Origin of the sequence: Variovorax paradoxus, from assembly GCF_009755665.1 — a bacterium.
Taxonomy (GTDB): domain Bacteria; phylum Pseudomonadota; class Gammaproteobacteria; order Burkholderiales; family Burkholderiaceae_C; genus Variovorax; species Variovorax paradoxus_G.
Genome location: NZ_CP046622.1, coordinates 994,963 through 1,007,218, shown reverse-complemented (window position 1 = coordinate 1,007,218; position 12,256 = coordinate 994,963). Strand labels below are relative to the sequence as shown.

Below are 12,256 nucleotides of genomic sequence, written 5' to 3'. Positions count from 1 at the left end.
TTCTTTTCGGTTTCTGGTTCATCGATGGCGCTAGATAAAGCGCGCCACCAGCGCCGCGATCATGCTGAGCACCAGGGTGCTGGAGATGGGCAATTGCCACTCGCGGCCGAAAGCGCGGAACTCGAAGTCGCCCGGCAATCGCCCGAAGCCGAACCGGCGCAGCCAGGCCGTGAGCCCGCTCATGAGCACCAGTGCAAGGACGACGACGATCAGCCAGCGGAACATGGGAACAGTCTAGGCCGCAAGAACAGCCATGGCTTGTCGGTGAAGTTCGGGCGTTGCGGCCGCAATGACCCTGCCGTCGGACTCCAGGCCCAAAGGCCGCCCCTGCCAGTCGGTAATGACGCCGCCCGCCGCCTCGATCACGCCCGCCGGGCCCAGGTAGTCGTAGGGCTGCAGCCCGGTTTCCACCACCAGGTCGATGGTGCCGCCCGCGAGCTGGGCATAGCCGTAGCAGTCGCCACCGAAGCGCCGCATCGCGCATTGGCGGCTCAGCCGGTCGAAAGCCTGCCAGTCGGCCGGCGCAAAGATGTCGGGCGAGGTGGTGACGATGCGGGCCTCGGCTACGTCTGCACAGCCGCTGGCGTGCACCGGATGGCCGTCGCGCGTGGCGCCCTTGCCGGCCTGGCCGATCCAGCGCTCCTTGAGCACGGGCATGTCGATCATGCCGAGCACCACGCGGGCGCCTTGCAGCACGCCGATCAGCGTGCCCCAGAGCGGGGAGCCGGTAATGAAACTGCGCGTGCCGTCGATCGGGTCGAGCACCCAGACGCGCTCGGCGTCGAGCCGCTCCAGGCCGTGCTCTTCGCCAAAGATGCCGTCCGCCGGCGCACGGGCGGCCAGGATCTCGCGCATGGCCGTTTCGGCGGCGCGATCCGCCAGCGTGACAGGGCTTTCGTCCGCCTTGGTGATGATGTCGAGCGGCGTGCGGAAAAAGCGCATCGACTGCGCGGCGGCCGCATCGGCCAGCGCATCGGCAATCGACAGGAGATCGGGGGTCGGGGAGCTCATGAAAGAAGTGACGCGTGCCAAAACTGCGATTAGACCCGAGCCGGGCTCGGTTTGACACGCCAGGGCCCGGCGCTCTAGCATGGGCCGAACTACCCACCCGTCCCTTGACACTACTGAATGGCTCCATTTCGATTTTTGCGCGTGACGCTGCTGGCGTTCTTGCTCGGCTCCATGGCCATACTGGCCCAGGCCGCCCCTTCCGCGTCGGAGCAGAAGCTCATCGACACGCTGATCCAGCGCGTCTCGCAGATGAAGACGGTGACCTTCATGCGCAACGGCAAGGCGCACGACGCCGACGACGCCGCCAAGCACATGCGGGCCAAGTTCGACCACTTCAAAGACGAGATCGCCACGGCGGAAGACTTCATCGACCGCTGCGCGTCCCGCTCTGAAATGACCGGCAAGGCCTACCAGGTCAAGATGCCGAATGGCTCGATGAAGGACGCCAGCGAGTTCCTGAATGCCGAGCTGCGCACGCTGCGCAAGGGCGGTGCGAAGCCCCGCGCCAGCTGAAACCGGCGCACGTCAGAAAGGCGTGTCGCCCACGATGGTCGTGCGATTGAGGCGACGCCGCAGGTGGTCGGGCGTGCCGGCCGCAAGGTGCATCAGCGAGCGGTTGTCCCAGAACACCAGATCGTGCGGCGCCCATTGGTGGCGGTACACGAACTCGGGCTTCACGCTGTGCGCAAACAGTTCGGCCAGCAGTGCGTCGCTCTCATCCTGCGGCAGGCCGACGATGCGCGTCGTGAAATGCTCGCTGACGAACAGCGCCTTGCGGCCCGTTTCCGGATGCGTTCGCACCACCGGCTGCACCGCGGGTGCGACCTGGTCGATCTGCGCCTGCGAGAGCTTGGGCCGCCATGGGTTCTTGGCGCGCAGTTCTTCGTACTTGGCGAGGTAGCTGTGCTCGGCCTTGAGCGGCAGGATGCGCTGCTGCAGTTCGGGCTTGAGCGCTTCCCAGGCGAGATGCTGGTCGGCAAAGAGCGTGTCGCCGCCTTCGCTCGGCAGCTCTTGCGCGTGCAGCAGCGAGCCGAGGCTCGGCTGGGGCTTGTACGAGATGTCCGAATGCCAGTAAACGCCCGCGTCGCCCAAGCCGATAGGTTCGCCGTTTTCCTTGATGTTGGAGACGATCAGGATCTCGGGGTGGTTCTTCAGGTGGAACTGGTGAAGCACGTGGATTTCGAGCGGGCCGAAACGACGGCTGAAATCGATGTGCTCTTGGGGGGTGATTTGTTGGTTGCGGAAGACCAGGACGTGATGTTCGAGGTGCGCTTGGTGGATGCGCTTGAAGTCTTCGGCGCTGATGGGTTTGGAAATGTCGAGGCCTAGGATTTCTGCGCCTACGGGGGCGTTGAAGGGGCGGACTTCGAAGTGCTGGGAGGCGGGGGTCATTTCGCCAATGTAGGCGTGAGGAGGTGTTTGTTCAACGAACTCTTCGTTGGTAACTTATGTTGTTTTGAGTTCCGGGGCCGGGTCTCGCCCCGGCGGGCGACTCACTTTCTTTGCTTCGCCAAAGAAAGTAAGCAAAGAAAGGCGACCCCTACTGTCTGCGTCCCTTCGCTGCGCTACGGGCAACCTGCGGTGCTCGACTCCGGCGGGGGTCCGCAGAACTCGCTGCGCTCAAACAGCTGCGGCCCTGATCCCGCCTCCATCTGCGCTCCTCGGCGCATACAGAAGGGGCGGGAGCGGGCGGCCTTCGCTTCGCTCGGCCCCAACAGCCAACCGCCAATATCAACAGCCCAACTCAATCTCAACTACCGCGGCGCGCAGCGCCGCGGTGGCCTAGTGGCCGAGCGAAGCAAAGGCCCGTTCGGCTCCCAGCCCCTCTGTATGCGCCGAGGAGCACAGGGTTTCGCGGATCAGGGCCGCAGCTGTCTGAGCGAAGCGAGTTCTGCGGACCCCGCGAAACACGAGCACCGCAGGTTGCCCGCAGCGAAGCGGAGGGTCGCAGACAGTGGGGTCGCCTTTTCTTTGCTTACTTTCTTTTGGCGAAGCAAAAGAAAGTGAGTCCGCCGCCGGGCGGAATCCCGGCCTCGGAATCAAAACGAAGCAAGCCAGCAGATCAAAGAGTCAGAGCATATGGCTCCGATCCCCCTCCACAAACCCCATCGCCTCCCAAGCCTCCCCCACAGCAAACCCCACCACCTTGAACAGCTCCCCCATCTCATGCTCATGAATGAGCCGAGCCGCCATTCCCCTCTCCGCAGCAGAGCCCTGCTCCATCCTCGCCAGCAACCCGCAGTTCAACAGAAACCGCGCTTGGCTGGTATAGCCCAGCACCTCGAGCCCCGCCTCTTGCCCCGCAAGCGCAATGCCCGTGAAGTTGACGTGCGCCGTGATGTCCTTGTAGCCCACGTCGGACAGCGGATCGCCATCGGCCTGATGCGCCCGGTGGCACATCACGGTTCCCATGTGACGCTGCGGGTGGTAGTACTCGCGCTCCGGAAAGCCGTAGTCGATGAAAAAGGCCGCGCCCTTCACCAGGCGGTCCGCGAGGGTTGCGACGAAAGCCTCGGCCTGATGATGGGTTTCTGTCAGGTAGTCGTGTTCGCCCGGCACCTCCAGCGGCGGCCGCAGCGCGGTCTCGCGGTCGGCCCAGGTCCAGCCGGTGCCTGGCGCATTCCGCACGATGCCGCGCTCGAACCACCGGCCGCCAACGCGCGCCAACAGTTGCACCGGCATCGCGTCGAGCACCTCGTTGCCAATCACCACGCCCTGCATCGATTCGGGCAGTTCGGCGAGCCATTCGACTCTGTCCGCATAACGTACCAGGGCCTGCTGCTGGCGCTCGCGCAAGGTGCCCGAAAGATCGACGATGCGGTAACGCACGTCCGTCAGGCCCATTTCGTCGAGCGCGTGCAGCAGTTGCACGGCCAGGGCGCCGGAGCCGGCACCGAACTCCCAGACCGTGTCGGTGCCGGTCTTCTGCAGCGCCTCGGCCACCTGCGCGCCGAGTGCCTGGCCGAACATGGGCGTGAGTTCGGGCGCGGTCACGAAGTCGCTGCCCGAAGACGGCATGTGGCCGAACTTGGCCGAGGTGTTGGCGTAGTAGCCCAACCCCGGCGCATACAGGGCCAGTGCCATGAAGCGGTCGAACCCGATCCAGCCGCCGGCGCGTTCCACGGCGCGGGCGATCAGGGCATCGAGGGCGATGGGTAAACTGTTCGTCGTCTTTGTCGTCACCCCCCGATTCTCCCTTCTCTGTCCGCATGAGCACAGCACCGCTTTCCGCAGGCCCCCGCACCGTTCTCGTCACGGGTGCGGGCCGCCGGCTGGGGCGCGAGATTGCACTGGCGCTGGCCGCGGGGGGATGGCAGGTGGCGGTGCACTACCGCAGCTCTCGCATCGAGGCCGAGCAAACGTCCGCCGAATGCGCGGGGCTCTCGGGCAAATCGGCCGCCTTCGAGGCCGATTTGCTCGACGAAGGCGCCACCCGTGCCTTGCTGCCGCGGGTGGCGGCGCACTTCGGCGGGGTCGATGCGGTGGTCCACAGTGCGGCGCTCTTCGAGCATGACGACGCAGCCAGCTTCAGCTATGCGCTCATGGAGCGCCATGCGCGCAGCAACACCGGCGCGGCCATTCTGCTGGCACAGGCGCTGCGCGACCATCTGGCGCTGCGCGATGCGCAAGGCGCGGTGGTGCACCTGCTCGACCAGAAGCTCTGGAACCCGAACCCCGACTTCCTGAGCTACACGCTCTCCAAGGCCGCGCTGGAAGCCGCCACGCCCATGCTGGCGCTGGCCCTGGCGCCGCGCGTGCGGGTGGTCGGCGTGGCACCCGGCCTTACGCTCTCGAGCCATATGCTGGACGACGAAAAGTTTGCCCAGCTGCACAAGCTGTCGCCGCTGGGCCGCTCTTCCACCCCGGCCGACGTGGTGGCCACGGTGAAATTTGCGCTGGAAAACAACTCGATCACCGGCACCACGCTGCTGGTGGACGGCGGCCAGCACCTGATGAGATTCGAGCGCGATTTCTCGCTCATGTGAGCACCACAACACCATGTCTTCCATACCGCACGGCCACCAGACCCTCACCCTCCAGGGGCTGCGCTTCGACGCCAACCTGGGCATCCTCGAGCAGGAAAAGCGGGCGCCTCAGCCGATCCTGGTCGATGCCGAGCTCAACCTCGGCCCGCAGCCTTTGCTGCCGCAGGACGACGACATCTTTCATGTGCTGGACTACCGCAAGGTGCGCCGCATCATCATCGACGAGTGCACCGCCGAACACGTGAACCTGCTCGAAAGCCTGATCGGCAAGCTCGCGCAGCGGCTGCTGCAGCTGCCCGGCGTGCGCGGCGTGCGGGTGAAGATCGCCAAGCTCGAAATCTTCGACGACTGCGAGGTGGCTATCCGCATCGAAGCCGGGGAATGGTGATCCAAGGCAAAATCGGGGGTCTTCCCCTCGTTTTGACTGAAGTAGCCCACCAATGAACGCCGTCTGGATCGACGAGGCGCCCGTCGCCGGCGCCGCCACCAATTCCCTGAAGATCGAGCGCGAAACGCACAAGCTCGAAAAGCGCCTGTGCCGCGAGGTGGGCCGCGCCATCGTCGACTACAACATGATCGAAGAGGGCGACAAGGTCATGGTGTGCGTCTCGGGCGGGAAGGACAGCTACGCCATGCTGGACATCCTGCTCAAGCTGAAGGCGCGTGCACCGATTCACTTCGACATCGTGGCGGTGAACCTCGACCAGAAGCAGCCGGGCTTTCCGGAAGAGGTGCTGCCCAAGTACCTGAGCGAGCTTGGCGTGGCCTTCCACATCGAGAACCAGGACACCTACAGCATCGTCAAGCGCGTGATCCCCGAAGGCAAGACGACCTGCGGCCTGTGCAGCCGCCTGCGCCGCGGCATCCTGTACCGCGTGGCGGACGAACTCGGTGCCACCAAGGTGGCGCTGGGGCACCACCGCGACGACATGCTGCAGACCTTCTTCCTCAACATGTTCTTCGCGGGCAAGCTCAAGAGCATGCCTCCCAAGCTGGTGAGCGACGACGGCAAGCACATCGTCATTCGCCCCCTCGCCTACGTGGCCGAGAAAGACCTGGTGCGCTGGGCGCAGCACCGTGAGTTTCCGATCATTCCGTGCACCCTGTGCGGCAGCCAGGAAAACCTGCAGCGCAAGCAGGTCGGCGAAATGCTGCGCGAATGGGACAGGAAGCACCCCGGCCGCGTGGAAAACATGTTCACCGCGCTGCAGAACGTGGTGCCTTCGCACCTGCTGGACGGAACGCGGCACGACTTCAAGGGTCTGAAGGCGACGGGCGTGGCCGACGAAGACGGCGACAAGGCCTTCGACGCGCCCTCTTTCGACTTGCTCTCCCAGGCACCCGCAGCCCTGCGCATTCTTCAGGGCTGAACCGGCAACCCAGGGGAATTTTGGGCCACGGAGCCCGGAGACCCTCATGAAACGTGCGTTTTTTGCTCTCTTTTTGGCAGCAACACTGAGCGGGTGCGCCACCTCCTGGGTGGTCGACAGCGATGTGAAGAGCTTTTCTTCGCTCGGTACGGTGGCGCCCGGCGCCACCTACCGCTTCGAACGCCTGCCTTCGCAGCAGGCCGATGCCGCCCGGCAGGAATCTTTGGAGGCCATGGCGGCCGCGGCGCTCGAGAAGGTGGGCCTGCGCCGCGACGATGCCCGCCCGACCTACAGCGCGCAGATAGGCGCGCGCGTCACACTCGGCCTTTCGCCCTGGGCTGACCCATGGCTCTTCGACGGCCCATGGGGCTACGGCGGCTACGGCTATCACGGCTACGCCCGCCGCTGGTATGGCGGCGGCTGGTACGGCGGCCCGGCCTTCATGCCGCCGGCCGCCAACCCCTGGTACGAGCGCGAAGTGAGCATCGTGCTGCGCGACATCGGCTCGAACCGGGTGGTCTATGAAACGCGGGCCCGCAACGACGGGCCGTACAACGCCAGCGCGGCCATCCTGCCCGTGATGTTCGATGCCGCGCTGCAAGGGTTTCCGAATCCGCCGCAGGGCGAGCGCCGGGTGAACATCGAGCTGCGCGCGGCAAAGAAATGACGCGCTTCTAGAATCCCGCCGGATGGAAGAAATTACCCGTTTGATTGCCGTTCGCCATGGCGAAACGGCCTGGAACGTCGACACGCGCATTCAAGGCCAGCTCGACATCGGGCTCAACGCCACCGGCTTGTGGCAGGCCAAGCGCGTGGGGCAGGCGCTGGCGGACGAAGACATCGGCGTGATCTACGCGAGCGACCTCTCGCGCGCCTGGCAGACCGCGCAGGAAATTGCAAAGCCCCACGGCCTCACGGTGCTGCCCGAGCCCGGCCTGCGCGAACGGGCCTTCGGCCGCTTCGAGGGCATGAGCTTTGCGGAAATCGAGGCCACGCTCCCCGAGCAAGCCAGGCGCTGGCGCGAGCGCGACCCTGAATTCGAGCCCGAAGGCGGCGAGAGCCTGCTGGTTTTTCGCGACCGGGTGACGCGCGTTGCATCGAAGCTCGCCGCCCGCCACCCGGGTCAATTGGTCACGCTGGTGGCGCATGGCGGCGTGATGGACGTGCTCTACCGCGCCGCCACCCGCCAGGAGCTGCAAGCGCCGCGCACCTGGCAGCTTGGCAATGCGGCCATCAACCGCATGCTGTGGACGGCCGAGGGCTTCAGCCTGGTCGGCTGGAGCGACACCGCCCACCTGGCGGCGGACGACGACGTTCTGGACGAAACAACCACCTAGGCGTGCGACGCCGTGGCGTGCGCCGCGGCGGTTTCGGTCTTTGCTTCGCCCGGCAGGTCGACCATCGGCCCGGTGCCGCTGTAGCGGTCGAGCGCCAGGTAGATGGCGGGCGTGATGTAGAGCGTGATCACTTGCGAAAAGATCAGCCCGCCCACCACAGCCACGCCGAGCGGCTGGCGCAGTTCGGCGCCGGCACCCAGCCCCAGCGCCAGCGGCAGCGCGCCCATCAGCGCGGCCAGCGTGGTCATGAGAATCGGGCGGAAGCGCAGCCGGCAGGCTTCGCGGATGGCATCGACCGGCTTCATGCCTTCGGTGCGCTGCGCGTCGAGCGCGAAGTCGATCATCATGATCGCGTTCTTCTTCACGATGCCGATCAAAAGCAGAATGCCGATGGTCGCGATCAGCGTCAGGTCGAAGCTGAATATCTTCAGCGAGATCAACGCGCCCACCGCCGCTGACGGCAGCCCCGCCAGGATGGTCAGCGGATGGATGTAGCTTTCGTACAGCACGCCCAGCAGCACGTAGATGACCAGCACGGCCAGCACCAGCAGCACGGCCTGGCTCGATTGCGAGCTCTGGAACACCGCCGCGTCACCGCCATAGGTGGTGATGATCGACTGCGGCATCTTCAGCTCTTCCTTGAACTGGTCGATCTTGGCAGTCGCGTTGCCCAGCGGCACGTCGGGCGCGAGGTTGAACGACACTGTCACGGCCTGCAACTGGCCCTGGTGGTTGACCGAGGTCGGCCCCACCGTCCGCTTGACGGTCGAGAAGGCCGAGAGCGGCACCAGCCGGCCGGTGGTGCTGCGCACCGAAAGGCGCGAGACGTCGTCCTCGAACTGCCGGTCGCTGTCCGCGGCCGAGAGAATCACCTGGTAGGTGTTGCTCGCGCCGTAGATGCTGCCGATCTGCCGGTCGCCATACGCGTTGTAGAGCGCCAGCCGCAGGTCGCCCACCGCAACGCCGAGCACGCCGGCCTTGTCGCGGTCGATTTCGAGCGTGGCCTGCAGGCCGCGGTTCTGCGAGTCGCTGGTCACGTCGCGGAAGACCGGGTCGGCGCGCATGCGCTCCATGAGCCGCGTGGACCACGGCGCCATTTCGCCGGCGTTAACGCTTTGCAGCGTGTACTGGAAGCGCGCCTTGCTCTGGCGACCGCCCAGGCGCAGGTTCTGCACCGGCTGCATGTAGACCGCAATGCCCGGAATCTCGCGGAAGCGCTGGCGCAGCGATTCGAGCACCTTGGCCATCTTGGGGCGCTCGCTGCGCGGCTTGAGCACGGCAAAAAGGCGGCCGGAGTTCTGCGTGGCGGTCGGGCCGCCCACGCCGACGAACGAGCTCACGTAGGCCACGCTCGGGTCAGCCTGGAGCGAAGCGGCCACGCGCTCTTGCAGCGCATTCATGGCGGTGAATGAAATATCTTCCGCCGCTTCAGTGGTGATCTGGATCTGGCCGATGTCTTCTTCGGGGAAGAAGCCCTTCGGAATGGAAATGAACAACCAGGCCGTGACAACGAACGTGGCGCCCGCCATCAGCAGCATCAGCGTGCGATGGCCAAGCGTCCAGTCGAGCGTTCGCATGTAGGTGCCATGCACCCAGCGGTAGCCGCGCTCGAAGGCGCGGCCAATGGCGGTGCCGGGTTCCGGATGCTCTTCTTCGTGGTCGATGGCGCCTTCGGGCCGCGGCACATGCTTGAGCAGCCGGCTCGCGAGCATTGGCACCAGCGTGAGCGACACCACGGCCGACACCAGCACCGCGAGCGCCACCACCACCGCAAACTCGTGGAACAGCAGGCCGATCACGCCCGGCATGAAGAAGATCGGGATGAACACCGCCACCAGCGAGATCGAGATCGAGATGATGGTGAAGCCCACTTCGCGTGCGCCGCGCAGCGCCGCCGCGAACGGCTCCATGCCCTTCTCGACGTAGCGCATGATGTTTTCGAGCACCACGATGGCGTCGTCCACCACCAGGCCCACCGCGAGCGTGATGCCAAGCAGCGAAACGTTGTCCAGGCTGTAGCCGAAGGCGTAAAGCAGCGCCACCGCGCCGATGAGCGAAATGGGGATGGTGACGGCCGGAATCAGCGTGGCAACCAGCCGGTGCAGGAACAGGAAAATCACCATGACCACCAGCGCGATGGTGCCCAGCAGCGTGAGCTGCACGTCGTGCACCGCCTCGCGGATCGAGAGCGAGCGGTCGTTCACCATATGGATCTCGACCGATTGCGGCAACTCTGCCTTGAAGCGCGGAATGAGCGCGCGCACCGCGTCCACCACCTCCACGGTATTGGCATTGGGCTGGCGCTGTACGGCCAGCGAAATGGAACTCTGGCCATTGAAGCTGCTGGCGGTCTTGACGGACTCGAAGCTGTCTTCGATGGTGGCCACTTCGTCGAGCCGCACCGGGGCGCCGTTGCGCTGGCCGATGATCAGCTTGGCGAAGTCTTCCGCCTTGGTGAGCTGCCGGTTCGCCTGGATGGTGAGGGTCTGGCGCGGCCCGTCGAGCGTGCCGACGGGCGTGTTGGCGTTGGCGGAGTTCACCGCCCTGGCGAGTTCGTCGAGCGTGATGTTGCGCGCATTCAGCAGATCGGCATTGGCCTTGATGCGCACCGCAAACGCCTTGCGCCCGTACACGGCCACCTGTGCCACGCCGTCGATGGTGGAAAGCGTGGGCGAGATCAGGTTCTCTGCGTAGTCGTTGAGCTCCGAGGGGTTCATCGATGGCGAAATGAGCGCGATGAACAGCACCGGCGCATCGGCCGGATTCACCTTGCGGTAAGAAGGCAGCTGCGTGAGCTCTTGCGGCAGCTGGCGCTGGGCGCGCAGCAGCGCGGCCTGCACATCGACGGCGGCGGCATCGATGTCGCGGCTGCTCACGAACTCGAGCGTGATCGAACTCACGCCCTGGGTGTTGACCGAGCTGATGGTCTGCAGGCCCGGAATGGTCGAGAACTGCTTTTCGAGCGGTAGCGCCACCGACGAGGCCATGGTGTCGGGGCTTGCCCCCGGCAACTGGGCGTTCACGTTGATGACCGGCGTGTTGTAGCTCGGCAGCGCGGCCACCGGAATGCTGAAATACGCAAAGATGCCCGCCACCACCACCGCGGCGGACAACAGCACCGTCATGGCGGGGCGACGGATGCACAGCTCCGAGATGTTCATGCGCGTTCCCGCGGGTTCTTGATGTCCGATGACGCCGCGCTGCCCGGCGTTACGCCGGTCGTGCCCGCCGGCGCGGCCTTTGCGTCGACGCGGACCTTGCCGCCCGGCCGCACGTTCTGGCTGCCCTCGATGACCACCTGCTCGCCCGGCTCGACGCCGCTCACCGCCGCCTTGGTGCCGAAGGTATAGAGCACCTGGACCTTGCGGCGCGCCGCGGTGCCGGCCTTGTCGACCACGTAGAGCGAGGTACCGTCCGGCAGCATCATGAGCGCCGCGGCAGGCAACACCGTGGCCCCTGCCAGCGTGCGCACCGTGATGCGCGTGCCCACGAACTGGCCGGGCCAGAGGCTTTGATCGGCGTTGTCGAACACCGCCTTTGCGCGCACGGTGCCGATCTGCGGGTCGACCGTGTTGTCGACGAAATTGAGCACCCCGCTCAGCGGCTCTTGGCGGCCGGTGACGAGAGCCTCGACCTTGGCGCGGATGCGCGCTGCGGCCAGCAGGTCTTGCAGATTGGCCTCGGGCACGGGAAAGCTCACCGCAATGGGGTCGAGCTGCGTGATGGTGACCAGCGACAGCGTGGGCTGCACCAGCGTGCCGGGATAGATGTTGACGGCACCGATGCGGCCCGCAATGGGCGCGCGCAGCGTGGCATAGCCCAGTGCCACTTGCGCCGACTGCACCGCGGCGCGATCGGCGGCCACCGCGGCGCGCTGCGCCTCGAGCTGCGACAGCGTGGCGTCGGTGGCACTCTTGGAAATGAAGTTCTGCGCCAGCAGTTCCTGGCTGCGCTTGTACTGGCGCTCCAGGTCGGCCAGCGTGGCCTCGTCGCGCTTCTGCTGCGCGCGGGCGCGGGCAAGGTTGGCCTGGTCGTTGCGGTCATCCAGCGTGAAGAGCAGCTGGCCCTCCTTGACGAACTGCCCTTCCTTCACGTGCACCGCTGCCACGGTGTTGGTGACCTGCGGCCGGAGGTCGACGCTGTTGAGAGACACCACGCTGCCGTTGACCTGGACCGTGACCGGCACGTCCTGCCGCACGGCGGTTGCGAGCGTCACGAGCGCGGCCGGCGTGCCGTCGGCAGGGGTTGCGCCCTTGGCTGCGGTAGCAGGCTTGGCGCTGCCTGCGGCAAGACGATCGCCAGATCCGCTCCACCACCATCCCGCGGCGGCTACGATCGACACACCTGCAAGGGCGAAGACGAGTTTTTTCTTCATGGATTTTTTGTGCACTTTGGGCTGACAGCGGCTATTGGATCAGCGGCCAGTCCACAGTGTCGACGGGTACCGTAAAGATAAGTAAAGCGGCAACGCAATGGCCCATGCACAACCCGCTGTGACAGGCGCAAGGCCGAATTCGACCTCGCCGCTAAAATCGCCGCTCCACAGCCTCTG

At 65.7% G+C, this 12,256-nt stretch carries 12 protein-coding genes; 6 read left to right on the top strand and 6 right to left on the bottom strand.

The window, feature by feature from the left end:
• Positions 1 to 30: 30 nt before the first annotated feature.
• The gene (locus GOQ09_RS04650) at positions 31 to 225 is read right to left on the bottom strand and encodes a DUF2905 domain-containing protein (protein WP_126747984.1); all 195 of its coding nucleotides are present in this window, start codon (positions 223 to 225) and stop codon (positions 31 to 33) included.
• Positions 226 to 234: 9 nt separating this feature from the next.
• A complete protein-coding gene (gene hisN / locus GOQ09_RS04645) occupies positions 235 to 1,011 on the bottom strand; it encodes a histidinol-phosphatase (protein WP_157612090.1) in 777 nt (258 codons plus the stop codon).
• Positions 1,012 to 1,128: 117 nt separating this feature from the next.
• On the opposite strand from hisN, the gene GOQ09_RS04640 reads away from it, so the two are divergent.
• Entirely contained in the window at positions 1,129 to 1,524 is a 396-nt protein-coding gene (locus tag GOQ09_RS04640) for a DUF5329 family protein (RefSeq protein WP_157612089.1), read from the top strand.
• Positions 1,525 to 1,536: 12 nt separating this feature from the next.
• Here GOQ09_RS04640 and GOQ09_RS04635 read toward each other — a convergent pair whose 3' ends face one another.
• Both GOQ09_RS04635 and GOQ09_RS04630 read right to left on the bottom strand, forming a co-directional pair.
• Entirely contained in the window at positions 1,537 to 2,403 is an 867-nt protein-coding gene (locus GOQ09_RS04635; RefSeq protein ID WP_157612088.1) for a TauD/TfdA dioxygenase family protein, read from the bottom strand.
• Positions 2,404 to 3,081: 678 nt separating this feature from the next.
• Positions 3,082 to 4,194 carry a class I SAM-dependent methyltransferase gene (locus GOQ09_RS04630; RefSeq protein WP_157612087.1) on the bottom strand — a complete coding sequence of 371 codons (1,113 nt, stop codon included), beginning with the start codon at positions 4,192 to 4,194 and terminating at the stop codon, positions 3,082 to 3,084.
• A 26-nt stretch (positions 4,195 to 4,220) separates the two neighbouring features.
• On the opposite strand from GOQ09_RS04630, the gene GOQ09_RS04625 reads away from it, so the two are divergent.
• Genes GOQ09_RS04625 through GOQ09_RS04605 form a run of 5 tightly spaced genes read left to right on the top strand, consistent with a single transcriptional unit; the run spans position 4,221 to position 7,704 of the window.
• Positions 4,221 to 4,997: an SDR family oxidoreductase gene (locus GOQ09_RS04625; RefSeq protein WP_157612086.1), complete on the top strand. Its 777-nt coding sequence runs from the start codon at positions 4,221 to 4,223 to the stop codon at positions 4,995 to 4,997.
• A 13-nt stretch (positions 4,998 to 5,010) separates the two neighbouring features.
• Complete coding sequence (locus tag GOQ09_RS04620) at positions 5,011 to 5,385, top strand: dihydroneopterin aldolase (RefSeq protein WP_126747977.1); 375 nt, start codon at positions 5,011 to 5,013, stop codon at positions 5,383 to 5,385.
• 52 nt (positions 5,386 to 5,437) lie between these two features.
• Positions 5,438 to 6,367 (top strand): tRNA 2-thiocytidine(32) synthetase TtcA, encoded by a 930-nt coding sequence (gene ttcA, locus GOQ09_RS04615; RefSeq protein ID WP_157612085.1) that lies wholly within the window; start codon positions 5,438 to 5,440, stop codon positions 6,365 to 6,367.
• Between the two features lie 46 nt (positions 6,368 to 6,413).
• Positions 6,414 to 7,034, top strand: coding sequence for a DUF4136 domain-containing protein (locus GOQ09_RS04610; protein ID WP_157612084.1), 621 nt, complete (start codon positions 6,414 to 6,416; stop codon positions 7,032 to 7,034).
• Between the two features lie 22 nt (positions 7,035 to 7,056).
• A complete protein-coding gene (locus GOQ09_RS04605) occupies positions 7,057 to 7,704 on the top strand; it encodes a histidine phosphatase family protein (RefSeq protein WP_157612083.1) in 648 nt (215 codons plus the stop codon).
• On the opposite strand, the gene GOQ09_RS04600 is transcribed toward GOQ09_RS04605, so the two are convergent.
• Together GOQ09_RS04600 and GOQ09_RS04595 are read right to left on the bottom strand one after the other, a co-directional pair.
• Positions 7,701 to 10,865, bottom strand: a complete 3,165-nt coding sequence (locus GOQ09_RS04600; protein WP_157612082.1) for an efflux RND transporter permease subunit — start codon at positions 10,863 to 10,865, stop codon at positions 7,701 to 7,703. The genes GOQ09_RS04605 and GOQ09_RS04600 overlap by 4 nt on opposite strands.
• Positions 10,862 to 12,079, bottom strand: a complete 1,218-nt coding sequence (locus GOQ09_RS04595) for an efflux RND transporter periplasmic adaptor subunit (RefSeq protein ID WP_207309925.1) — start codon at positions 12,077 to 12,079, stop codon at positions 10,862 to 10,864. The genes GOQ09_RS04600 and GOQ09_RS04595 overlap by 4 nt, the downstream gene beginning before the upstream one ends.
• Between the last annotated feature and the right edge of the window lie 177 nt (positions 12,080 to 12,256).